The following is a 23,907-nucleotide window of genomic DNA, read 5'->3' as shown; positions in this document are numbered from 1 at the left end:
GTCTGGCAATGCCGTTACGCGAAGAATGTCTGTGGGAAAAACTGACGCCGCAAAGGCCTGACAATGCGGTACTTCAGGGGGAACTGACGGTGGATGTCTGCGTGATCGGCGCCGGCATCACCGGTCTGTCGGCGGCGATTCATTTGCTTGAACAGGGCAAGCGGGTCTGTGTGCTCGAAGCCCATCGCACCGGCCACGGCGGCTCCGGGCGCAATGTCGGGTTGGTGAATGCCGGGATGTGGATTCCCCCTGACGAGATCGAAGCCGGTTTCGGCGAAACGGTCGGCAGCCAGCTCAATCGGATGCTCGGGGCCGCGCCATCCTTGGTGTTCAGCCTGATCGACAAATACAAAATCGATTGCCAGCTGCGCCGCGAGGGCACTTTGCACATGGCCCACAACGGCCGTGGCGAAGCCGACCTGCGCAGTCGGGAAGAACAATGGAAGCGTCGCGGTGCCCCGGTGGAATTGTTGACCGGTGCCACCTGCGAAGCCGCCACCGGTACCAAAAAGATCGCCGCCGCGTTGCTCGACCGGCGTGCCGGCACCTTGAACCCGATGGCCTATACCAGCGGTCTGGCCAAGGCGGCTAGCGGCTTGGGCGGTCAGCTATTTGACCATTCGCCGGTCACCCGACTGGAGCGTCAGGGTCAGCGCTGGTCGGTGCAGACTGCACAGGGGTCGGTGCTGGCCGAGCAAGTGGTGATTGCTTCCAATGCCTACACCGAAGGCGAGTGGACCGAACTGCGCCGCAACTTCTTTCCCGGTTATTACTATCAGGTGGCTTCAAAGCCGCTGACTGAAGAGGCGGCGCAACAGATTCTCCCTGGTGGCCAGGGCTCCTGGGATACCCGCCAGGTCCTGAGTAGCATTCGTCGGGATGCCGATGGGCGCTTGCTGCTCGGCAGCCTGGGTAATGGCACTCAGAAGCCGGCCTGGTTCTTGAAGTCCTGGGCCGACCGGGTCCAGCAACATTACTTCCCGTACCTCAAACCGGTGGAATGGGAGTACACCTGGACCGGTTGTATTGCCTTTACCCCTGATCATTTGATGCGCCTGTTCGAACCGGCGCCCGGCTTGGTGGCAGTCACCGGCTATAACGGCCGCGGCGTGACCACTGGCAGCGTAGTCGGCAAAGCTTTCGCCGATTACCTGTGTAACGGAAATCCTCAGGCCTTGCCGATTCCCTTCGCACCGATGCAACCATTGGCCGGGGTGGGGCTGCGCAGCTGTTTATACGAGGCAGGCTTCTCTCTGTATCACGCGGGCCAGTGCCTGCGGATCGTTATCTAATTGTCGAAAAGTGTTGCTGAATGCTGCGGTTTTCAGCGAAGCGACTAGCCTGTAGTGGTGCGGGTTGTAGCAGTCTCGCACCGGCAGTGTGCACTTCGGTGACGCATGCTGTTACAGGCGGGTTGCACGTGTTTCAGTGTCGCGGTTGCAATGATGGCACTTTATGGTTGCGCCTTTTTAGAAATACGGTTTTACCTTCCGCGGTTTAGACGGTTGCACGCCCAATGAAAATGGGCCCAAAACAGTCGATATAACAAAAACAGAGCGACTTTTTTCAGAATAAAAAACCAATGGCACGGCCCTTGCTCTGAGCATTCAGTGAAGTCGCAGTGCCAACTAAAAAAGAACCATGGAGCACCACCTCATGTCCCAGACGTTTTACAAAAAAGGCTTTTTGGCCCTCGCAGTGTCAGCTGCGTTGGGTATTTCTGCGTTTGCTCAGGCTGACATCAAGTTCGGGGTAGCGGGTCCAATGACCGGTGCTAACGCATCGTTCGGCGAGCAGTACATGAGAGGAGCACAGGCAGCGGCTGACGAAATCAACGCCAAGGGCGGCGTCAACGGCGAGAAGATCGTGTTGGTGAAAGGCGATGACGCCTGCGAGCCGAAGCAGGCCGTGGCTGTGGCCAACCGCATGGTTGACCAGGACAAAGTGGCGGGCGTGGTCGGGCACTTCTGCTCCTCCTCGACCATTCCGGCTTCCGAGGTGTACAGCGATGCCGGCGTGATTGCGATCACCCCAGGCTCCACTAACCCGGCAGTGACCGAGCGTGGCCTGAGCGCCATGTTCCGTATGTGCGGGCGTGACGATCAGCAGGGTATCGTTGCCGGCGACTACATCGTCGACGTGCTCAAGGGCAAGAAAGTCGCGGTACTGCACGACAAGGACACCTACGGCCAAGGCCTGGCGGATGCCACCAAGGCACAGCTGACCAAACGTGGCGTGACGCCGGTGCTGTACGAAGGCCTGACCCGTGGTGAAAAAGACTTCAGCGCCGTGGTTACCAAGATCCGCGCCGCGGGTGCCGACATCGTCTACTTCGGTGGCCTGCACCCGGAAGCCGGTCCACTGGTTCGCCAATTGCGCGAACAGGGTCTGAAAGACGTCAAGTTCATGTCCGATGACGGCATTGTTACCGACGAGCTGGTGACCACCGCTGGCGGTCCTCAGTACGTCGACGGTGTTTACATGACCTTCGGCGCCGACCCGCGGATGCTGCCAGAGAGCAAGGCCGTTGTAGAGCAATTCCGCAAGTCGGGTTACGAGCCTGAGGGCTACACCCTATATGCCTACGCTTCAGTCCAGACGCTGGCCGCCGGCTTCGCCGGTGCCAAATCCACCAAGGGCGAAGACGCGGCCAAATGGCTGAAAGCCAATGCGGTCAAAACCGTGATGGGCGAGAAGACCTGGGACGCCAAAGGCGACTTGAAGGTTTCCGACTACGTGGTTTACCAGTGGGACAAGGACGGCAAATACCACCAGCTGGAAAAACAGAAGTGACATGAACCTCTGATCTGGCCGACGCCTCGGTGTCGGCCAGACGCAAAGCGTGTCCGTGCAGTACCTGTCTTTTCTCGTAGAGCTGCACAAGTGTGTGTTGCCGGGTGGTTGAACCCCAAGCCGTCGCAGCAAGTGTTTGTGCAGTCTCTCAAGTGTGTGAGATTGCGTTATGGATGGTATTTTCCTGCAGCAACTGATCAATGGACTGACCCTTGGGTCCGTCTATGGTCTGATCGCCATCGGCTACACAATGGTCTATGGCATCATTGGCATGATCAACTTCGCCCACGGCGAGGTTTACATGATTTCCGCTTACCTCGCGGCAATCAGTCTGGCTCTGCTGGCCTACTTCGGTATCGAATCCTTCCCGCTACTCATTCTCGGAACCCTGGTATTCACCGTCGTTGTGACGGGGATCTACGGCTGGGTCATCGAGCGTGTCGCTTATAAACCGCTACGCAACTCCACCCGACTGGCGCCGCTGATCAGCGCTATCGGCATCTCGCTGATCCTGCAGAACTACGCGCAGATCAGTCAGGGTGCAAAACAACAGGGTGTGCCGACGTTGCTTGCCGGTGCGCTGAAAGTCGATATCGGCACTGGTTTCGTCCAGCTCACCTACACCAAGATCTTCATTCTGATCGCAGCATTTGCCGGGATGGCGGTGCTGACCTACATCATCCAGTACACCAAGCTCGGCCGTATGTGCCGCGCCACCCAGCAAGACCGCAAGATGGCCTCGATCCTGGGGATCAACACCGACCGAGTGATTTCCTACGTGTTTATCATCGGTGCAGCCATGGCGGCCTTGGCCGGCGTGCTGATTACCATGAACTACGGCACGTTCGACTTTTATGCCGGCTTCGTCATCGGCATCAAGGCGTTCACCGCGGCGGTACTGGGCGGAATCGGTTCGCTGCCCGGGGCCATGCTCGGCGGGATCATTCTCGGGATCTCCGAGTCGCTGTTCTCCGGTCTGATCAACTCTGACTACAAAGACGTGTTCAGTTTCTCGCTGCTGGTGCTGATCCTGATCTTCCGTCCTCAAGGCCTGCTGGGTCGCCCACTCGTGGCGAAGGTGTAAGTATGTCTGCTGCTCATAACAAACCAATCGATATCAAAAAGAGCGTCATTGATTCCATCCTTGCCGGACTGATCTCGCTGATCGTTTTCGGGCCGATTGTCGGCGTGGTGCTCGATGGCTACAGCTTCAACCTCCAGCCGGCGCGCGTTGGCTGGCTGGTGGCGATCGTCATGATCGGACGCTTCGCGATGAGCTTGTTCATGCAAACTCCCAAAGGCTTGAAAGTCCTCCATGGCTTCGAAAGCACGGGCTCAGGCGTGCATGTGCTGGCGCCGGACTACAAGTCACGGCTGCGCTGGATCATTCCGGCGCTGATCGTGATCGCCATCGTGTTTCCGTTCTTTGCCAACAAGTACATTCTGACCGTGGTCATTCTCGGGCTGATCTACGTATTGCTCGGCCTTGGACTGAACATCGTGGTCGGCCTGGCTGGCCTGCTCGATCTTGGCTACGTGGCGTTCTATGCCATTGGCGCCTATGGGTTGGCGCTGGGCTACCAGTACCTCGGGTTGGGGTTCTGGACGGTGTTGCCATTGTCGGCCCTCGCGGCGGGGCTCGCGGGATGCCTGCTCGGCTTCCCGGTCTTGCGAATGCACGGGGACTACCTGGCCATCGTAACCCTGGGTTTCGGCGAGATCATTCGTCTGATCCTCAACAACTGGTTGTCCTTCACTGGCGGACCGAACGGCATGCCGGTGCCATCGCCAACCTTTTTCGGCCTGGAGTTCGGACGCCGAGCCAAGGAAGGAGGGGTGCCGTTCCATGAGTTCTTCGGCCTCGAATACAACCCCAACATCAAGTTCCTGTTCATCTACATCGTGTTGTTCCTGGTGGTGTTACTGGTGCTCTATATCAAGCATCGCCTGACCCGCATGCCGGTCGGCCGGGCCTGGGAAGCCTTGCGTGAAGACGAAATCGCCTGTCGCTCGATGGGCCTGAACCATGTGCTGGTCAAGCTCTCGGCCTTCACCATCGGTGCTTCCACGGCCGGTCTGGCCGGGGTGTTTTTCGCCAGCTACCAGGGTTTCGTCAACCCTTCATCGTTCACCTTCTTCGAATCGGCACTGATTCTCGCCATCGTGGTACTGGGCGGCATGGGTTCGACGGTCGGTGTGGTGATCGCCGCGTTCGTGCTCACGGTCGCACCGGAGTTGCTACGCACCTTCTCCGAATATCGGGTGCTGCTGTTCGGCGTATTGATGGTGGTGATGATGATCTGGCGACCACGCGGTCTGATTCGCATCAGCCGTACCGGTGTGACCCCGCGTAAAGGAGTGGCGCCATGAACGATGAAGTCATTCTCTCGGTCGAGAACCTGATGATGCACTTCGGCGGCATCAAAGCCCTGAGCGACGTCAGCCTGCAGGTCAAACGCAACTCGATCTTCGCCCTGATCGGCCCCAACGGTGCAGGCAAGACCACGGTGTTCAACTGCCTGACCGGCTTCTACAAAGCCTCCGGTGGCAAGATCGAACTCAACACCCGTGGCGAGCCCATCAACGTCATCAAGATGCTTGGCGAGCCATTTCGCGCGACCGATTTCGTCTCGCCGAGAAGCTTCGCCAGCCGGCTGTTCTACAAGATGTTTGGCGGCACTCACCTGATCAACCGCGCCGGGCTGGCGCGGACGTTCCAGAACATTCGCCTGTTCAGGGAAATGTCGGTCATCGAGAACCTGCTGGTGGCCCAGCACATGTGGGTCAACCGCAACTTGCTGTCCGGCATTCTCAACACCAAGAGCTATCGCAAGGCTGAAAGCGATGCGCTGGATCATGCGTTCTACTGGCTGGAAGTGGTAGATCTGGTGGACTGCGCCAACCGTCTGGCCGGTGAGTTGTCCTACGGCCAGCAACGGCGCCTGGAAATCGCCCGGGCCATGTGCACCCGGCCCAAGCTTATCTGCCTCGACGAACCGGCTGCCGGCCTCAACCCTCAAGAAACCGAAGCGCTGAGCGCGATGATCCGGCTGCTGCGCGATGAGCATGATCTGACCGTGGTGCTGATCGAACACGACATGGGCATGGTAATGAGCATTTCCGACCACATCGTGGTGCTGGACCACGGCAACGTGATTGCCGAAGGCGGTCCTGAAGCGATCCGCCACGATCCGAAAGTGATCGCTGCCTACCTGGGCGCTGACGAAGAGGAACTGGTATGAGTCAACCGATCCTCGAACTGAAAGAGGTCGATGTGTTCTACGGGCCGATCCAGGCCCTGAAGAAGGTCTCGCTGCACATCAATGAAGGTGAAACCGTCGCCCTGATCGGCTCCAACGGGGCCGGCAAGTCAACCCTGCTGATGTCGATCTTCGGCCAGCCACGGGCCGAGGATGGGCAGATCATCTACCGGGGAGTCGACATTACCCACAAGTCGTCCCATTACATCGCCTCCAACGGTATCGCTCAATCGCCGGAAGGACGGCGGGTATTCCCCGACATGACGGTCGAGGAGAATCTGCTGATGGGCACCATTCCGATCGGTGACAAGTACGCCACCGAGGACATGCAACGCATGTTCGAGCTGTTCCCACGGCTCAAGGAACGGCGTACTCAGCGAGCCATGACCATGTCCGGCGGCGAGCAGCAGATGCTCGCCATCGCTCGGGCGCTGATGAGTCGACCCAAGCTGCTGTTGCTCGACGAGCCGAGCCTGGGGCTGGCGCCTATCGTGGTGAAACAGATCTTCGCCACCCTGCGCGAGCTGGCAGCAACCGGTATGACGATCTTTCTGGTGGAGCAGAACGCCAACCATGCGCTCAAGTTGTCGGATCGGGCGTACGTGATGGTGAACGGCGAAATCCGCTTGAGCGGTACCGGCAAGGAGCTGCTGGTCAATGAAGAGGTGCGCAACGCCTATCTCGGCGGTCACTGAGTTCCCTCTTGCAGGACCCAGCCCCGGCGAGTAATCGCCGGGGCTTTTTTCGGTCTGCAAAACGACACTGTGTTGCTCTATCGAGAAATTGTGGAAAACAAATTTAACAACCTGTTAAAGCGCGACATAAAGCCGCTGCAAATAGCTGTTTTGTCACAGTTTTGACTTGTCCCCGTTTGCTGTGGAACTGGCTGTGTGTAACGTGGTGGTAACTGGCTGAAAGCCTTGTACTACGTGACGTTCAGGCTTGTGGTTGTTTTTTGATCAATGATTTTTACCGGGCTTGCAGCGGCCGTTGTCAACCTTTTTATTGTCGCAGTAGCGAGGCCGAAAAGACGTTGCGCAGCCTGTGGATAAGTCTGTGGTTAAACTCTGGAAAGACTCGGCAAGACGGCGTAATTACTGGCTTGGCGCCATCGTGTAGATGACGCTAGTGTTACGCTGATCTCGGACTGCTGCATGTGACGCTCCTGCGGGTCAAGCAAAAAACTTCCGGATTCGCGCTGCAGGCCCTGTGGATAGCGGCTCGGAGGAATTCGCACTTGCCCCCAAAGACTGTGGACGGGGCTGTGGATAAGGTGCGTGCAAATGGCTGCAGGTCACAGCGAGCAGGGCTTTGGATCGAGTGATCAATTTTTGTACAGCGCTCCATGCATTTCCTTCGCTCCGGTTGCCGCTACGACGCTGGCCGGGCATGCTGCAAGGCGACTTTCTATTCCAATGGCTGTTTGAAGCCCAGCAAGGAGAACACGATGTCCAACACCCTGTTTATTACCGGCGCGACCTCCGGTTTCGGTGAAGCCTGTGCCCGTCGTTTTGCCGAGGCCGGATGGTCATTGGTGCTCACAGGCCGTCGTGAAGAGCGCCTGAATGCCTTGTGTGCCGAACTCTCGAAACAGACCGAAGTGCATGGCCTGGTGCTCGATGTCCGTGATCGCAAGGCCATGGAGGAGGCGATTGCCAATCTGCCACCGTCTTTCAGCAAGCTGCGCGGGCTGATCAACAACGCCGGCCTGGCGCTGGGCGTCGACCCGGCACCCAAGTGCGATCTGGACGACTGGGATACCATGGTCGATACCAATATCAAAGGCCTGATGTACAGTACTCGTCTGTTGCTGCCACGCTTGATCGCCCACGGTCGCGGTGCCGGGATCATCAACCTGGGCTCCATCGCCGGTAACTATCCGTACCCGGGCAGCCACGTCTATGGCGCGACCAAAGCTTTCGTCAAACAGTTCTCGCTGAACCTGCGCTGCGATTTGCAAGGCACTGGCGTGCGGGTGACCAATATCGAGCCGGGTCTGTGTGAAAGTGAGTTCTCTCTGGTGCGCTTTGCCGGTGACCAGGCCCGCTACGACGCCACCTACGCCGGTGCCGAGCCGATCCAGCCGCAGGACATCGCCGAGACGATCTTCTGGGTCCTCAACACCCCGGCGCACATCAACATCAATAGCCTCGAGCTGATGCCGGTGAGCCAGACCTGGGGTGGTTTCGCCATTGAGCGCGGGGCCAAGGCTTAAGACCTTGTGGCGAGGGGGCTTGCCCCCGTTCGGCCGCGAAGCGGTCGTTGACCCAGCGACAGTGTTCTGCCTGACAAAATGCGATCACAGGTTTTAGGGCCGCTGCGCGCCCCAGCGGGAGCAAGCTCCCTCGCCACAGGGGTCTGACAATCAGCCGAAGTATTCGACCAGGCCGCGATAACAGGTCGCCAGATGATAAGGGGTGGTTGACGGCATATCCCGACGGCTTACGATGCCCGCTGCATCCAGACACTCATACCAGCCACCGGCATGCAGAAACCGCTGTTGCAGCGCGTTCAATTGGCGTTGCAGCAGCGCCTGGCTGGCGGGCCGCAACGTCAGGGCGCGCAGGTATTCGGCTTGAGCCCAGATCCGTTGGGTACCGTCGCGAACGCTGCCGTCGATATCCAACATGCCGCTGACGGTACCGGTTTGCGGATCGACGCCGACCTGTTCGGCGTAGGTGAAGGCGCGCTCCAGCGAGGCGTGCAGCGGTGAGCCTTTGAGCAGAGAGGAAGATTCGAGCAGGAAGAACCACTCGAACTGATGCCCCGGTTCGAACCAGTTATCCACAGCCCCCAGCGGTTTTTCCATCATCACGTCGTGCTGGCGGTCGATGAAGCGCCTTTGCATGGCATCGCACAGGCTGCCGAGAGCAGATTGCACTGCAGCGTCCTGGCGAACCGACAGCGTGGCAAGGAAGGCCTCCGCCAGGTGCATCAAGGGATTTTGCAACGGCCCGGATTGGAGCGATGACCAGTCCCGCTCGAGACTGGCTTCATACAACCCGTCATCGATAGCGAAGCGTTCGGCCACCATTTCCAGAGCGTCATTGAGCACCGACTCCACCCGCGGCTCGCGAACCTTGGCCCAGTAATGGGCGCAGGCGAAGATGATGAATGCGTGGGTATAGAGGTCCTTGCGCTGGTCCAGCGGCGCGCCTTGGGCGTCGATGCTGTAGAACCAGCCGCCATGCTCGGCATCGTGAAAATGTCGCTGCAAGGAGCGGAACAACGCCGCAGCGCGGTCCTGGGCGGTGGGAACCCCGGACTCGCCGATCAGGCTGGAAAACAGGTACAGCTGCCGCGCGCAGGCCATGGCCCGATAGCGTTGTGGCGGCAATGGCCGATGTTCGGCGTCCAGCGCCTCATACGGCAGCGCCAGTTCGACATTCCAGCCAGGACCTTGCCAGAGCGGCACGATCACGTCATGAAAATGCTGCTGCACGGCCGCGAACAGAGCGGTCAATTCAGGCTGGGAGGCGGAGCTGGAAACATCGGGCATCGGCTGGCGTCGTCACGGCAGAGGTGTTTGCGCGACATGGTAGCAGAGAGGTTGGCTTGAGAGAGGTTGTGTCTTTCAGGCCGCTATCGCGAGCCGGCTCGCTCCCGCACTGGATATGCGTCAATCCACAATGCTGTGATCAACGCAGAATCAATGTGGGAGCGAGTCTGCTCGCGATGAGGCCAGAGCAAACACCAAAGATTCAGCCCGCCAACAACCAGACCCCGGTCGCCGCCGACGCCGCCCCGGCCAGCCGCACCAGTGGCGCAGCCGCTCGCGGCAGTACGCGCACTACCGCAAAACCAACAGCATGCAGCACCGCCGTGGCGGCAACGAAACCCGCCGCATACGCCCAAGGGCTGGACATCTCCGGCAACTCCAGACCATGGGCCACGCCATGGAACAGCGCAAACAGTGCCGTTGCGCCAAGCGCCAGGCTCAACGGCGGACGCACCGCCAGCGCCACGGCCAGGCCCAGCGCCAGCACCGACGCGGCGATCCCGCTTTCCAGTGCCGGCAGATTCAGCCCTTCAAAACCGAGCATGCCACCGATCAACAGGATGCCGACAAAGGTGCACGGTAGCGCCCAGCGCGCCGCGCCTTGCTGTTGCGCGGCCCACAGGCCGACCGCGAGCATCGCCAACAGGTGATCGAGGCCGCCTATCGGGTGGCTGATGCCGGCGATCAAGCCGTTATCGCCATGACCGGGGTGGGCGAAGGCGAGAGCGGGAGTGAGCAGCAGGGCGAAGGCGCCGAGGATTTGTTTGAGTGTCATGAATCAGCTTCCTTGTTGTTCTTTGTAAAAGAGGGCATCAAGCCGCGGTCAGCAGCCCCTGGCGTTCGATAAAAGCAATGATCGCGTCCAGCCCGAAGCCGGTTTTCTGGTTACTGAAAACGAACGGCTTATCACCGCGCATACGCTTGGTATCGCTGTCCATCAGCTCCAGTGAAGCGCCTACCAGCGGCGCCAGGTCGATCTTGTTGATGACCAGCAGGTCGGATTTGCAGATCCCCGGGCCGCCCTTGCGTGGCAGCTTGTCGCCGGCCGAGACGTCGATTACATAGATGGTCAGGTCCGACAATTCGGGGCTGAAGGTCGCGGATAGATTGTCGCCGCCGGATTCCACCAGAATCAGATCGAGACCGGGAAAGCGCCGATTCAACTGATCGACCGCTTCGAGATTGATCGACGCATCCTCACGGATCGCCGTATGCGGGCAGCCACCGGTTTCCACTCCGATGATCCGTTCCGGCGCCAACGCCGCATTGCGCACCAGGAAATCGGCGTCTTCGCGGGTGTAGATGTCGTTAGTGACCACCGCCAGGTTGTAGCGCTCGCGCAGGGCCAGGCATAGGGCCAGGGTCAGGGCGGTCTTGCCGGAACCGACCGGTCCACCGATACCAACGCGCAACGGTTGTGCGTTCATGTGTTTCTCCTAGGAGCGGAATAGACGGCTGTACTGGCGCTCATGGGCCATACATGCCAGGGACAGGCCGAAAGTGGCGCTGCCGTATTGATCGAAAGAGATGTTCGACGCCTTGTGCTGGGCCTGCTGCAGCAACGGCAGCAGTTCGCTGGTAAGGCGCTGGGCAGCTTGTTGGCCGAGCGGCAGGGTCTTCATCAGCACCGCCAGTTGATTTTCCAGCCAGCTCCAGAGCCAGGCGGCCAGCGCGTCCTGTGGGCTGATCTGCCAGGCGCGAGCGGCCAGCGCCCAGCCGAGGGCCAAGTGCGGTTCTGGATGTTGCGCAAGAAAGGCCCGGGCGCGGGCGTCGAGCTCCGGCAAGCCATTGAGCAGTTGTTGCAGGGAATAGCCCATTTGCCGGCTTTCCTGGTGCAGTTCGCGGGTCTCGCGGCTGGCACGGTGTTCTTCGCAGCGTTGCAACAGTTCGGCCCAATCCTCGGCCGCCGCGGCGCGGCAGTGGGCGAGCAATAGCGGTGCTTCAAAACGCGCGAGGTTGAGCAACAGCTGATCGCTGATCCAGCGTCGGGCCGTTTGCGGGTCGCTTACTCGCGCTTGTTCCACGGCCATTTCCAGCCCTTGGGAGTAGCTGTAGCCGCCAATCGGCAGTTGTGGACTGGCCAGGCGCAGCAAAGCCCAGGCCGGGTTCATAGGCGTACGCCGAACTGGTGCAAACGTGGTGGGTAGTTGAAGTCCTCGTCGCCATGCCGTGAATGGTGGTGGCCGCCGCCATAGGCACCGTGTACCGGCTGGAATGGCGCTTCGAGGGGCTCGGTGTGGGCGCCAAGCTGTTCAAGCATGGCCTTGAGTACGTAGTCATCGAGTAGCCGCAACCAGCCATCACCGACCTGCAGCGCGACATGCCGATTGCCCAGATGATAGGCGGCGCGGGTCAGTTCATAGGCATTGGCGCAGGTGACGTGCAGCAGTAGCTCGGGGCGAGCGCAGACTCGCACAATGCGACCGTCTTCGGCTTGCAGGAATTCGCCGTCATGCAAGGGTGGTTGGCCACGTTCCAGAAACAGCCCGACGTCCTCACCTTCAGCACTGAAACAGCGCAGCCGGCTTTTGCTGCGGGCCTCGAAATTCAGGTGCAGTTCGGCGGCCCAGAGGGGTTGAGGGTCGATTCTGTGATGAATCACCAGCATTGGAAGGCTTCCAGCAAAGGGCGTTGCAGAGGTTAGAGCAAGGCCCTTGCCAACAGAGCTGGATGTAGGAAAAAACCGAAAACACTGTAGGGGCTTTGCCCATGCCAAGCGCTTGCGCACAGGATTTTGCATGGGATTGGTGCGACCAAGAGGTTGGCGCACCATTTTGCGGCGAAAGTATTGCCTCTCGGCGGGCATCCGGCGTTCACCGGCTGATCAGGACCGTCAGTCCGGTGCCATCACCCCTCGATAAAACAACCATTCCTGCTCCAGCGCATGGGCCTGATTGTCGGCCTTGCGAAAACCGTGGCGTTCGTCGGGGTAGTAATGCGCATGGGCCGGGATGCCCTTGTCCTGCAAGGCCTTGAGCATGTCGCGGGTTTGTTGCGGAACGACTACGGCATCGAGTTCGCCTTGGAAAAATATCACCGGCACGTGGATATTCCCGGCGTGCAGCAGTGGCGTGCGGGCCTTGTAGCGTTCGGCATCCTGTTCGGGGTCGCCGATCAACCAGTCGAGGTAATCGCCCTCGAATTTGTGGGTGGTGCGGCTCAGGGCGATCGGGTCGCTGACACCGTACAGGCTGGCGCCAGCGCGAAAAACCTGGTGAAACGCCAATGCGCAAAGGGTGGTGTAGCCGCCGGCGCTGCCGCCGCGAATGAAGGCGTTTTCGCCATTGATCAGTCCTTGCCCCGCAAGGTAGGCAACGACCGCGCACGCGTCTTCGACATCCACCTCGCCCCAGCTTAAATGCAGCGCTTGTCGATAGGCGCGACCGTAGCCGCTGCTGCCGCGATAGTTGAGGTCGGCGATGGCAAAGCCGCGCTGTGTCCAGTACTGGATACGCGGATCGAGCATCGGATAGCAGGCGGAGGTCGGGCCGCCGTGGATAAATACCACCAGGGGCGGTTTGGCGACGCCGTTCATGGCAGGGTAGAAAAAGCCATGGGCTTCACCCTTGCCGCTCGGGTAGCGCAAGGTTTGCGGACGGCTGATCTGCTCGGCAGGCAAGGGTGCAACACCACCGGCCAGCACCTCGAATCGGTGAGTTTGGCGATCGATGGCGACCACCGCCGCCGGGCTCACGGGCGACGCAACTATGCAGTAAACAAACTGTTCATCCAGCGCCAGACTGCGGAATCGGCTGTAGTCATCGGTGAACTCTTCCAGCGCCCCATTACCCTGGCGCAGTCCCAGTCGGCCAAAGCCATCTTCGGTCCAGCTCGCCAGGTAGGCACCTTCACCCAGTGGCAGCCACGTGCTGCCACCCAGCTGCCAGGGCGCGGGTGCGTGATCGGCTGCAGCGCTTGGCAGCGGGCTCAAACCTGAGGCGGATTCGATCCAGGGTTGCCAGAACCCGGCGCGATCCGTCAGGCAATAAAGACTGCCAGTCTGATCAAAGCGCGGTTGTTGCAGGGACTCTTCGGCACCATCGCCGGCCACGCAACGGGGTTGGCTCCAACCGTTGTCGGCCTGACGCTCAGCCACCATCAGGCGGGTAGAGGTCCAGGGTTGATGGGGACGACTCCATTCGATCCAGGCCAGGCGCTGGCCGTCCGGGCTCAGGGTCGGCGCGGCATAGAAGTCCGCGCCTTCGGCCAGTAACTGACGTTGTCCACTGGCGCTGTCGATGGCTACCAGTCGGTGTTGATTGAGGTTTTCCTCGACCGCCAGAACCTGCCCGGCAGCGAACTGCAGGTCGCCATAACGACACTCGCCCTGGGTCAACGCCTGGGGCGTCTCACCTTGCAGGGATTGCCGATACAACTGCTGATCCGCTTCGTTGACGAACACCAGCCCGTCATCGCTCAGGCAGAACGAACCGCCGCCATATTCGTAGACCCGGCTGCGCACGCTGAACCCCGAGGGCGTCAGGCAGCGGGCCTGACCCTCATGCCAGTGCCAGATCCGACAGGCCGCGTCTTCGGGGCGGTACTCATTCCAGAACAGGCCGTGCCGACCGACTTGCAGTTCAGCGAAGTCGATAGCGGCGGCGACGGCCTGGACGGCGCTGAAGGGTTCAGCCTTTAATGATGAGGCGTGAGTTTCGTTCATTGCGAAAGGCCAGTTGTTCGATGGTCTGGGTCGCGTGCTCGGCTTCTTCGCGGGCCTGGAGAATCACGCCGTGATGTTCCGACTTGCTGCACACCGGATCGGCGTTGCTCGCGTCACCGGTGAGCATGAAGGCCTGGCAGCGGCAGCCGCCGAAGTCCTTTTCCTTCTCATCGCAGGAGCGGCAGGGTTCGGCCATCCAGTCATAGCCGCGAAATTTGTTGAAGCCGAACGAGTCGTACCATATGTGCTGCATGCTGTGATCGCGCACGTTGGGGAACTGCACCGGCATCTGTCGCGCGCCGTGGCACGGCAGAGCAGTGCCGTCCGGAGTGACGGTGAGGAAGATGCTGCCCCAGCCGTTCATGCAGCCTTTGGGGCGTTCTTCGTAGTAATCCGGGGTGACGAAAATCAGCTTGCACGGATTCCCTTCGGCTTCCAGTTTGACGCGGTATTCATTGGTGACGCGTTCGGCGCGAACCAGCTGATCTTTGGTCGGTAACAGGCCGACTCGGTTGAGCTGAGCCCAGCCGTAAAACTGGCAGGTGGCGAGTTCGACGAAGTCGGCTTCCAGGGCAATGCACAGCTCGATGATGCGGTCGATCTTGTCGATGTTGTGCCGGTGGGTGACGAAATTCAGCACCATCGGATAGCCATGGGCTTTGACTGCGCGAGCCATTTCCAGCTTTTGCGCGAAGGCTTTTTTCGAGCCGGCCAGCAAGTTGTTCACTTGCTCGTCGCTGGCCTGGAAACTGATCTGGATATGGTCCAGCCCGGCTTTTTTGAAGTCGCTGATTTTCTGCTCGGTGAGGCCGATGCCCGAGGTGATCAGGTTGGTGTAGAAACCCAGCTTGCGGGCTTCAGCAATCAGCTCGGCCAGGTCCTGACGCACCAGCGGTTCGCCGCCGGAAAAGCCCAACTGCGCCGCGCCCATCTCCCGTGCTTCACGGAACACCTTGATCCACTGCTCGGTGGTCAGCTCCTTGCCCTGCTCGGCGAAATCCAGCGGATTGGAGCAATAAGGGCATTGCAGCGGGCAGCGGTAAGTCAGCTCGGCCAGCAGCCACAAGGGCAGGCCGATCTCAGGCTTGGGCGGTAGCCGCAGAGCCTGCTTAGACAAGTTCGATCCAGTGCTGTGCACGGGCGACCTCCATGAATTGCTCGATGTCGTCATCGAGCTCGGGTACGCCGGGGAATTTGGCGCCCAGTTCGGCAATGATCGCCGCGACGTCACGCTCTCCGTCGATCAAGCCGCCAATCAGCGCGGCGCTTTCGTTGAGTTTGATCATGCCTTCGGGGTACAGCAGCACATGGCCTTTTTGCGCCGGTTCGTACTGGTAACGGTAGCCGGTCCGCCAGGTCGGGGTCTTGCTGCGATCGAAACTCATAGGGTGATCCCTTTGTGCCAGACCCGCTGTTCGGTCACGCTGTGATAAGGCGGGCGGTTCAGTTCGTAGGCCATGCTCATGGCATCGAGCATGCTCCAAAGGATGTCCAGTTTGAACTGGAGAATTTCCAGCATGCGCTCCTGGCCGACCCGCGTGGTGTAGTGCTGCAGGGTGATCGCCATGCCGTGTTCCACATCCCGTCGAGCCTGGCTCAGGCGCGTGCGGAAATACTCATAACCGGCCGGGTCGATCCAGGGGTAATGCTGTGGCCAGCTGTCGAGTCGCGATTGGTGGATTTGCGGGGCGAACAGTTCAGTCAGCGAGCTGCTGGCGGCTTCCTGCCAACAGGCCCGGCGGGCGAAGTTGACGTAGGCGTCGACGGCAAAACGCACACCGGGCAAGACCAGCTCCTGGGAGCGCAGTTGATCCGGGTCGAGGCCGACCGCCTGGCCCAGGCGCAGCCAGGCTTCGATACCGCCGTCTTCACCAGGCGCGCCGTCGTGGTCCAGCAGGCGCTGAATCCACTCGCGGCGGACCTCGCGATCCGGGCAGTTGGCCAGGATCGCGGCGTCCTTGAGCGGGATGTTCACCTGGTAATAGAAGCGGTTGGCAACCCAGCCCTGGATCTGCTCGCGGGTCGCCCGACCTTCATACATCGCCACGTGATAGGGGTGATGGATGTGGTAGTAGGCACCCTTGGCGCGCAACGCCTGTTCGAATTCGGCGGGGGACATTGGTTGGTCAGTCATCTGGGCTCTCCGATACCAGTTCTATAGTCTGGCGAGTAATTGTGGCGAGGGAGCTTGCTCCCGCTGGGCCGTGAAGCGGCCCCAAAACCTGCTATCCCGGTTCTTCAGCTAGAACACATCCGCCGGTTTTTACGGCTGCTTCGCACCCGAGCGGGAGCAAGCTCCCTCGCCACAGGGACTGTGCCCGCGAGTGATCTTGAGTCGATTGCCTGTTACAGCTCAATACTCATTCCGTCGTAAGCGACCTCGACCTTTCGTCGTAGAAGTTCGGCACGTTCGGCGGAGTCTTCGTCGAGGATCGGGTTGGTGTTGTTGATGTGGATAAGTACTTTGCGCTGCTTGGGCAACTGTTCCAGCACTTCCAGCATGCCGCCGGGGCCGTTCTGTGCCAGGTGGCCCATTTCCCGACCGGTACGGGTGCCCACGCCACGGCGCTGCATTTCGTCGTCGTCCCACATCGTGCCATCCACCAGCAGGCAGTCGCTGCCGGCCATGATTTCCAGCAGCGGCGCATCGACCTTGCCCAGGCCCGGCGCGTAGAACAGCTTGCCGCCAGTGCGCAGGTCTTCGACGATCAGCCCGATGTTGTCGCCAGGGTGTGGGTCGAAGCGATGGGGCGAGTAGGGCGGTGCGGCGCTACGCAGTGGCAGCGGGGTGAAGCGCAGGTTCGGGCAGGCGGGGATGGTGAAGGTGCCTTCGAGCTCGATGCGGTTCCAGATCAGCCCGCCATTCCAGTGAGTGAGCATGGTGAACAGCGGGAAGCCGGTACTCAGGTCTTCATGGACCATGTCGGTGCACCAGACTTGGTGCGGGCAGCCTTCGCGCAGGCTGAGCAGGCCAGTGGTGTGATCGATCTGGCTGTCCATCAGGATGATCGCGCTGATCCCGGTATCGCGCAGGGCACGGCCGGGTTGCATTGGGGCAAAGTTCTGCAACTGCGCGCGGATGTCCGGCGAGGCATTGCACAGCACCCAGTTCACGCCATCATCGGAAATTGCGATGGATGATTGGGTTCGCGCCTCGGCCCTCAGGCTGCCGTCGCGAAAACCCGCGCAGTTCACGCAGTTGCAGTTCCACTGCGGAAAACCACCGCCGGCGGCGGAACCTAGAATCTGGACAAACATGGCCGCTCCCGTCATACAAAAGCTGAAAATAAAAACGCCCCGGGCTGGCCGAGGCGTTGCACTGCATGCTCTACCCAAAGGCAGAATTAACGGCTTGCGAAATACATGGTGACTTCAAAGCCGATACGCAGGTCGGTGTAAGCAGGCTTGGACCAGGCCATAGAGTTGCTCCTTCAGGTGGGTGTGACAGTTGAGATCTATACATATAGTCCACCTCCAGCGGAGATGTTCAGATGCTTAGGTGCCTATCTTACTAAATTCCCACTAGCGTTTGACCGCAATTCTCGAAGAAAGCTAATTGCAGCCTGGGTAATGATCATTTTGCCATTTGCCATGGCTTGTCAGGGCAAGAACCGCTAGCCAGACACCTCCAGCCACCTTCGGCCTGGTTCAATCGTTGAGCCGCGTCCAGCAGGCTTTGCCGGCTTGACGTGATGATCGCCCTTTGCAGCTGTTGCAGATAATCCGACGAATGGTCGGCCAGCTTGCCCTGCCAGAGTAGTTCAGCGGCTTGGGCAAGGGGCAGGGTGCTGCAATCGAATTGATTGGCGAGCGCCTGGCATTGGTTGGTCAAAGACGAATCATCGATCCCTGAGATTAGTTCAGGCAGTTGCTCAAGGAATACTTCGATGTGTTCCAGAATGTCTCTCGATGCAACGCTGGGCGACTGTACGCCGAACAGCAGCCCGGTCTGCCCGTTGATCTGCCGCACCCCGCTGAACACCCCGTAGCCAAGTTGTAGCTCGACCCGCAGGCGCTGGTAGAACGCTGATTGACTCAATTGCGCAAGCAAACGCCAGGCAGCTTCGTCGGCAATCTCCTGGGTGGACGTCGGACAAAACAGCAGCAGTGCGTGTTCGCTGGTGTCGGTCGGCACCTGGCTCCACAGGTGCTGTGAACGAATCGACAGCGGCAGTCCCACCTGAGTGTCCGCAATGCCGGGCATTTGGCTCAGGGCACCGGTGATTGCAGCTTGTGCCTTGGCCGGCAGACCGAGCGCCAGTCCGTCCCAGCGGGCGGTTGACCAGAGTAGTTGCAGGTCGGCAGCGCTGACGGGTTGCAACACTGGGGGCTGCAAACAGTCCAGACAATGCTCGGGCAATAACTTCAGTAGTTGCCGAATGGGCATCAGCGGCGCGCTCGGGGTTGGTCCATCGGTTTTTTGCCAGAAGTCGGCGGCAGGTTTTGTCAGGCGCATTAACGCCTGCTCGAGTATCACGGGCATCGGCTCATGAAGGCCGGTCATCTTCAGTAGCCATTGATTACCCACGGCGCTGAAGGAAAACTCGACTCCGGCCTGTAGGGCGTCTTCGCGCAAGTCTTTCAGGCTGCTTTCCAGTTTCGGCTGAAGGCTTGCCTGCACTGCAGAATCCAGGCGCCAGCGCAGATACACCGCGGCTTCGCCGGTATCGTCCGGCAGTTCCTGACTCACCAGCAGGCTCGAACTGTCACGGCGGCCACGCATTCGATCCTGGGCAAAGGTCCGCAGGCCACGGTGAGCACTGGTTTGCCCGCGGATCAAGCCGGTTCGGGCAGGTGCCGCGACCTGGCGCAGAAAGGGGTTGGGGGGCGGCAGTTGCCAGGTGCCTACGGGTTTATCCACAGACAGCTGCTTCAAGAGCGTCTTGAGTGCGCTTACACCTTGTTCGGGCAAGCCTGGTTCTGACTGCTCGCTGTCCAGTCGGGCCAGCTCCAGTGCGCTGCTGACCTGCTGTTTACGCTGTTGCAGCAAGGCGTATTCTTCGCGCAATTGAGGCCAGTCGCGGTTCTCGTTGAAAAAGCTCAGCCAGTCGAAAAACAGCTCTCTAATCAACGAATCCTGGCCTGAGCTGCTGGCGCTGAGTGTGAACTCGATATTCAACAAGGCCTGGCCGGCGAACCGGTAAAGCGGCGCGGCTTTCAGAGAGTCGATCAGCTGGCGGCTTTGTAACTCGGCGAGCAGCCCGCCGGGTTTCGAAGAGCTCAACCAAGTGCATAGAAAATCCAGCGCCTGGGGTGATGAGTCGGGCAGGTGCTCAAAGGCAAGCAATAGATTCAGACGGCGTTCGCCAATCTGTTGATAACTGTTCTCTGCGGTGCACATCAATGACGGCGGAGCGCTCTGCGCCACCTGCTGGCCGACGACAAGATGAGTGCCGAACCCTTGCGCCAGCGCTTTCAGCTCGGCAACGGACTGTGGCCCGGCCAGGCTCAGGGTCATTTGCCCGGTCTGATAATAGCGCTGATAGAAGCCGCTCAATGCCTGTTGGAAAGCCGGCTGCGGTACCAAAAGGCTGTAGCGGTTTCCTGCATGGAAGGCACGCAATGGATGGGCCGCGCTGAGGCCATCGAACAGGCCGAACTGTTGCTGCGCCGATGGATCCCGTGACCAGGCAATAAATTCGGCGTGCAGCACTTCCCGCTCACGGAGCTGGTCGTTCTGGTCCAGACGCGGATGGGCCAGCATGTCGCCCAAGCGCTCGAGCCCGCCGCTAAAGGTGGATGGTGGCAGTTCGAAGAAGAAGTCGGTGGTGCGCTCGCTGGTTCGCGCATTCAGCTGCCCGCCGTGACCTTGCACGTAGGCCATCAACCCCTGGTCTGCGGGAAAACGCTCGGTGCCGAGAAAGAATAGATGTTCGAGGAAGTGCGCCAGCCCGGGCCAGGCGAGTGGCACGTCGTGGCTGCCGGCAGCGACCCGCAACGCAGCGGCGCAGCGCTTCAAACGTGGAGCATGGCGCAGAGAGATCCGTAGCCCGTTGGCCAGGGTCTCAGTGTGGGGATGAGGGTGGTTCAGCGCGGGCATGAGCACTTCCAGAACAGTGAAGTGCTCATGCTAGCGGATAACCACCGATCAGCGCTTGTTCAGGTCGCCATAAAGCTCGGGTCGACGATCATGAAAGTAGCGATTGACGGCGCGCGAATCGATCATCAATTGGCGATCCAGCGTTCCGACGATCAATGCCTCATCCAGGCCGGCCTGGGCGAGGCGGCTGCCGTCCGGTGCGGCAATGCTGCTTTGCCCGCAGTAGTGAATATCGCCTTCACTGCCGCAGTAGTTGGCGTACGCCACATAACACTGGTTTTCGAATGCGCGGGCACGCACGGTGACGTCGGCGATAAAGTCGTAGGGAATCATATTCGCTGTCGGCACCAGAATCAGCTCGGCACCGGCCAGGGCCAGGCGACGGGCATTTTCCGGGAATTCCAGGTCGTAGCAGATCAAGAACCCGAGCTTCCAGCCGTTCAGTTCCACCAGAGGAAACTCGTCAGGGCCGACACTGAACATCGAGTGATCGAGTTCACCGAACAAGTGAGTTTTGCGATAGTTGCACAAGCTTTGACCCTTGGCATCGATCAACTGCACGGCGTTGTAGATCTGCCCGTCGTCGGCGCGCTCCGGGTAACCGTAGAGGATGGCCACTCCCGAAGACTTGGCGATGTTGGCAATGCGTTGCGCCGACTCGCCATCCCGCGCCTCGGCCAGCGCGCCGACCGCCTCGACGCCGATGTTGTACCCGCTGAGGAACATTTCCGGCAGCACCAGCAAATCAGCGCCCCTGGCTTCCATCGCCAGGTGTTGCAGACGCTGCAGATTGCCAGCCACGTCCAGTGGCAGCGGTGGGCATTGGTAGAGGGCGACACGCATAGTGAGCTTCCTTTTACTCGGGCAGGGCAATCGGACCGATTTCGTGGAACACATCACCCGGGCCAGGGTTCTGCGCATGAGTCTCGCCGCCGAAGTGTTTCATGATGCCCCACACCGCGTTCAGCGAAGTTTGAACTGCGCCTTCAACCCAAGCAGGGGTCCATGAGACATCGTCGCCTGCAATGAAAATTCCGCGCTGCTCGGCGGGCATGTCCTGCTGCATGAAGTGTGCATACATGCGCTGGTTGTAGCGATAGTGGCCCGGAAGCGCACCCTTGAAGGCGCCGAGGAAATGCGGGTCGGCTTCCCAGGATACGGTGATTGGGTCGCCGATGATGCGCGCGGCGATATCGACTTTCGGGTAGATCTTCTTCAAGGCGTCCAGCGCCAGCTTCACGCGTTTTTCCACCGGATGCGGGAGCATTTTCAACGCGTCGCTCATCCACGAGTAGGACAGGCAAATGACGCCCGGCTTGTCGTCGCCATTGTCGAAAAGGTAAGTGCCACGGGTCAGGCGATCGGTGAGGGTCATGCTCATCAGGTCGCGACCGGTTTGCGGGTCCTTGTCCTTCCAGAACGGCCGGTCGACCATGACGAAGGTTTTCGACGACTGCATGTAGCGGGTACGGTCCAGGGCCATCCACATTTTTTGCGAAAACAGCGACTCATCGCACTCGATCTGGGTGGTCAGCAGCCAGCTCTGGCAAGTGGTCAGCACTGCTGCGTATTCCCGGGTATCGCCCCAATTGTCGGTGACGGCAAAACGACCGTTGGCCGCGTGGGCGATGCGTTTCACGCCGGTGCGCGGTGCGCCGCTGTGCAGCGAGCTCAGGCTGGTGCCTGCGGGCCAATGGGCACATTGCTCGGGGACATGACGCCAGATGCCCAGCGGCACTTGCTCGACGCCGCCGACCACCAGGTGCTGGTGGTCATCGCAGTTAGTCATCACCACGCGGAAAATTTCCAGCATCGAGTTGGGGAAGTCCGAATCCCAACCGCCGGTGCCGAAGCCAACCTGGCCAAACACTTCGCGGTGATGGAAGGACAACTTGGCGAAGGCTTTCGAGGTCGCGACGAAGTCGTAGAAGGTACGGTCATCCCAAAGCGGAACCAGGGTGTTCCACAGCTCTTTCAAGCGTGGCACGTCGCGGTCGCGGATCGCTTGCTGGATCTCGCCGAAGCGCGAACCGTCCTCCAGCGCATCAGCCCAGGCATCGGCGACTTCCTGGAACAATGCCGGCAGGTCGGCGAGCTTCTGCGCGTAGTGGGTCTGGCCTTCGAGGTCGATGACCGTGCTGCCCGAGGCGGGTGTCAGCGGGTTGGGGAAGGGTTTGGTTTCCAGGCCGAGCTTGTCGACATAGTGATAGAACGCGGTGGACGACACCGGGAAACGCATACCACCGAGCTCGGCGATGATGCCCTCGGCGCCTTCAAAGGCTTGGGAACGCAAACGGCCGCCCATCTTCGAAGCCTCATAAACCACCGGTTTCAGGCCCAGCTTCATCAGCTCGTACGCCGCCACCAGCCCAGCGATCCCGGCACCGACTATCGCCACTTCGGCGCCGTGGTTCTGCACTGGAATACTGCCCAGGCCGGCCGGGTGCTCGATCCAGTCGTCGAACGCGAAGGGGAAGTCCGGGCCGAAAATAGTGACTGGTTTTTTACCGTCTGCAGGATGGCGATTGTTCTTGTTCATGGCTGACCTTGCTGGCGACTCTTGCGGCGGTGACCGCTATGAGTTTGGAAGGGGAAAAGACAGCCGCCATTCTAGGGAGTGTAGAACACGTTAATAAGACGCAAAGTGTCGTCGATATGCACTTAATCTGCGCATTATGACGAGCGCTGTTGTCATAATGATTGCATGCGTCCTATGGGATCAGGCTTGCCCCAATGCCAGTCAGTTAAGAAAAGAGGCGCCGAACGCAAAACCTGTGGCGAGGGAGCTTGCTCCCGCTCGGCGGCGAAGCAGTCGTAAAACCTGCGTATGCGTTCTACCTGAAAAACAGTAGTTGCAGTTTTTAGGGCCGCTTCGCGCCCCAGCGGGAGCGAGCTCCCTCGCCACAGTACATGTTCGCTTCAAAGCCGTTCACCGACTGGCATTGAGGCTCGCCCACGAAAGCGCCCCGTCCCTGAAGATCAGCCACAAACAATCAAACCGGCTGCCCGCGATCGATCTTGCTGCTGAGGATGATCGAGGTAGTGGTTTTCTCTACGCCGTCGACACTGCCGATCTGATCGAGCAACTGATCGAGCTGTTCCGGCGAATCGGTACGCAGCCACGCCACGTAATCAAACTCGCCACTCACCGCACACAACTGCTGCACCTGGGCCATGGTACTGAGCCGGCGCAGCACTTCCTTGCCGGAGCGCGGCTGCACGGTAATCCCGACATACGCCTGCAATCCGCCATCGACCACCCGCTGACCGAGACGCACGCCGTAGCCGGTAATCACTCGAGCCTTCTCCAGCCGCGCCAGGCGTGAGGTGACCGTAGTGCGCGCGATGCCCAGCTGCCGGGCAAGCATGGCCACGCTTTCGCGGGCGTTGATTTGCAACGCAGCAATCAATTGGCGATCGATTTCATCGAGAACGGGAGGGCGGGTGTCAGGCAAGGTCTTCTCCGGCGGCATGCATCAATGGCTGAGCATGTTACAGGCTCGCCGAATCGCAGAAACGCAAAAGCAGCGCAGTGCGCGGCTTTTTGTAGGATTCGAACCTGCGACCAAGGGATCATGAGCCCTGAATAAGCGACCGCATTCATTGGGCTGGACCCATATCATTGGCACTAAGGCGGCTCTAAAACACCCGG

The 23,907-nt window shown here is 60.1% G+C and carries 22 protein-coding genes; 7 read left to right on the top strand and 15 right to left on the bottom strand.

Going from position 1 to position 23,907, the window contains the following annotated elements:
- Window positions 1-8 precede the first annotated feature (8 nt).
- The 7 genes from amaA to ACA064_RS29185 all read left to right on the top strand — a co-directional run bounded on the left by amaA (window position 9) and on the right by ACA064_RS29185 (window position 8,268).
- Window positions 9-1,292 carry an L-pipecolate oxidase gene (gene amaA, locus ACA064_RS29215; protein ID WP_497671199.1) on the top strand — a complete coding sequence of 428 codons (1,284 nt, stop codon included), beginning with the start codon at window positions 9-11 and terminating at the stop codon, window positions 1,290-1,292.
- Between the two features lie 364 nt (window positions 1,293-1,656).
- Window positions 1,657-2,793 carry an ABC transporter substrate-binding protein gene (locus ACA064_RS29210; protein ID WP_497671198.1) on the top strand — a complete coding sequence of 379 codons (1,137 nt, stop codon included), beginning with the start codon at window positions 1,657-1,659 and terminating at the stop codon, window positions 2,791-2,793.
- Between the two features lie 169 nt (window positions 2,794-2,962).
- The gene (locus ACA064_RS29205; protein ID WP_497671197.1) at window positions 2,963-3,877 is read left to right on the top strand and encodes an ABC transporter permease subunit; all 915 of its coding nucleotides are present in this window, start codon (window positions 2,963-2,965) and stop codon (window positions 3,875-3,877) included.
- Between the two features lie 2 nt (window positions 3,878-3,879).
- On the top strand, window positions 3,880-5,163 hold the full coding sequence (gene livM, locus ACA064_RS29200) for a high-affinity branched-chain amino acid ABC transporter permease LivM (protein WP_497671196.1): 1,284 nt from the start codon (window positions 3,880-3,882) through the stop codon (window positions 5,161-5,163).
- Window positions 5,160-6,035, top strand: coding sequence for an ABC transporter ATP-binding protein (locus ACA064_RS29195; protein ID WP_497671195.1), 876 nt, complete (start codon window positions 5,160-5,162; stop codon window positions 6,033-6,035). Before livM ends, ACA064_RS29195 begins: the two co-directional genes overlap by 4 nt.
- Complete coding sequence (locus tag ACA064_RS29190; RefSeq protein ID WP_497671194.1) at window positions 6,032-6,748, top strand: ABC transporter ATP-binding protein; 717 nt, start codon at window positions 6,032-6,034, stop codon at window positions 6,746-6,748. Before ACA064_RS29195 ends, ACA064_RS29190 begins: the two co-directional genes overlap by 4 nt.
- A 752-nt stretch (window positions 6,749-7,500) precedes the next feature.
- Window positions 7,501-8,268 (top strand): SDR family oxidoreductase, encoded by a 768-nt coding sequence (locus ACA064_RS29185; RefSeq protein WP_497671193.1) that lies wholly within the window; start codon window positions 7,501-7,503, stop codon window positions 8,266-8,268.
- Window positions 8,269-8,418: 150 nt separating this feature from the next.
- Here ACA064_RS29185 and ACA064_RS29180 read toward each other — a convergent pair whose 3' ends face one another.
- From ACA064_RS29180 to ACA064_RS29110, 15 genes are all read right to left on the bottom strand, one after another.
- Window positions 8,419-9,552, bottom strand: coding sequence for an AGE family epimerase/isomerase (locus ACA064_RS29180; RefSeq protein WP_497671192.1), 1,134 nt, complete (start codon window positions 9,550-9,552; stop codon window positions 8,419-8,421).
- A 202-nt stretch (window positions 9,553-9,754) separates the two neighbouring features.
- Window positions 9,755-10,327: a HupE/UreJ family protein gene (locus ACA064_RS29175; RefSeq protein ID WP_497671191.1), complete on the bottom strand. Its 573-nt coding sequence runs from the start codon at window positions 10,325-10,327 to the stop codon at window positions 9,755-9,757.
- Between the two features lie 37 nt (window positions 10,328-10,364).
- The gene (ureG, locus tag ACA064_RS29170) at window positions 10,365-10,979 is read right to left on the bottom strand and encodes an urease accessory protein UreG (protein WP_150803084.1); all 615 of its coding nucleotides are present in this window, start codon (window positions 10,977-10,979) and stop codon (window positions 10,365-10,367) included.
- Between the two features lie 9 nt (window positions 10,980-10,988).
- Window positions 10,989-11,663 carry an urease accessory protein UreF gene (locus ACA064_RS29165; RefSeq protein WP_497671190.1) on the bottom strand — a complete coding sequence of 225 codons (675 nt, stop codon included), beginning with the start codon at window positions 11,661-11,663 and terminating at the stop codon, window positions 10,989-10,991.
- On the bottom strand, window positions 11,660-12,160 hold the full coding sequence (gene ureE / locus ACA064_RS29160; RefSeq protein ID WP_497671189.1) for an urease accessory protein UreE: 501 nt from the start codon (window positions 12,158-12,160) through the stop codon (window positions 11,660-11,662). Before ureE ends, ACA064_RS29165 begins: the two co-directional genes overlap by 4 nt.
- 225 nt (window positions 12,161-12,385) lie before the next feature.
- Complete coding sequence (locus ACA064_RS29155; RefSeq protein WP_497671188.1) at window positions 12,386-14,215, bottom strand: S9 family peptidase; 1,830 nt, start codon at window positions 14,213-14,215, stop codon at window positions 12,386-12,388.
- Entirely contained in the window at window positions 14,181-15,353 is a 1,173-nt protein-coding gene (gene pqqE / locus ACA064_RS29150) for a pyrroloquinoline quinone biosynthesis protein PqqE (protein WP_497671187.1), read from the bottom strand. Before pqqE ends, ACA064_RS29155 begins: the two co-directional genes overlap by 35 nt.
- A complete protein-coding gene (gene pqqD, locus ACA064_RS29145; RefSeq protein WP_497671186.1) occupies window positions 15,325-15,600 on the bottom strand; it encodes a pyrroloquinoline quinone biosynthesis peptide chaperone PqqD in 276 nt (91 codons plus the stop codon). The genes pqqE and pqqD overlap by 29 nt, the downstream gene beginning before the upstream one ends.
- Entirely contained in the window at window positions 15,597-16,349 is a 753-nt protein-coding gene (gene pqqC / locus ACA064_RS29140; RefSeq protein ID WP_497671185.1) for a pyrroloquinoline-quinone synthase PqqC, read from the bottom strand. Before pqqC ends, pqqD begins: the two co-directional genes overlap by 4 nt.
- A 212-nt stretch (window positions 16,350-16,561) precedes the next feature.
- Window positions 16,562-17,473, bottom strand: coding sequence for a pyrroloquinoline quinone biosynthesis protein PqqB (gene pqqB / locus ACA064_RS29135; RefSeq protein ID WP_497671184.1), 912 nt, complete (start codon window positions 17,471-17,473; stop codon window positions 16,562-16,564).
- Window positions 17,474-17,559: 86 nt separating this feature from the next.
- The gene (gene pqqA / locus ACA064_RS29130) at window positions 17,560-17,634 is read right to left on the bottom strand and encodes a pyrroloquinoline quinone precursor peptide PqqA (RefSeq protein ID WP_080591079.1); all 75 of its coding nucleotides are present in this window, start codon (window positions 17,632-17,634) and stop codon (window positions 17,560-17,562) included.
- Between the two features lie 155 nt (window positions 17,635-17,789).
- The gene (gene pqqF, locus ACA064_RS29125) at window positions 17,790-20,255 is read right to left on the bottom strand and encodes a pyrroloquinoline quinone biosynthesis protein PqqF (protein WP_497671183.1); all 2,466 of its coding nucleotides are present in this window, start codon (window positions 20,253-20,255) and stop codon (window positions 17,790-17,792) included.
- Between the two features lie 48 nt (window positions 20,256-20,303).
- Window positions 20,304-21,098: a carbon-nitrogen hydrolase family protein gene (locus ACA064_RS29120; RefSeq protein WP_497671182.1), complete on the bottom strand. Its 795-nt coding sequence runs from the start codon at window positions 21,096-21,098 to the stop codon at window positions 20,304-20,306.
- Between the two features lie 13 nt (window positions 21,099-21,111).
- A complete protein-coding gene (locus ACA064_RS29115; protein WP_497671181.1) occupies window positions 21,112-22,794 on the bottom strand; it encodes a flavin monoamine oxidase family protein in 1,683 nt (560 codons plus the stop codon).
- A 454-nt stretch (window positions 22,795-23,248) separates the two neighbouring features.
- Window positions 23,249-23,710, bottom strand: coding sequence for an Lrp/AsnC family transcriptional regulator (locus ACA064_RS29110; RefSeq protein WP_497671180.1), 462 nt, complete (start codon window positions 23,708-23,710; stop codon window positions 23,249-23,251).
- Between the last annotated feature and the right edge of the window lie 197 nt (window positions 23,711-23,907).

The sequence above is a fragment of the Pseudomonas sp. LBUM1658 genome, assembly GCF_059716055.1.
Note: the sequence above shows the minus strand (reverse complement) of the source record. Positions and strands in the feature narration are given on the sequence as shown.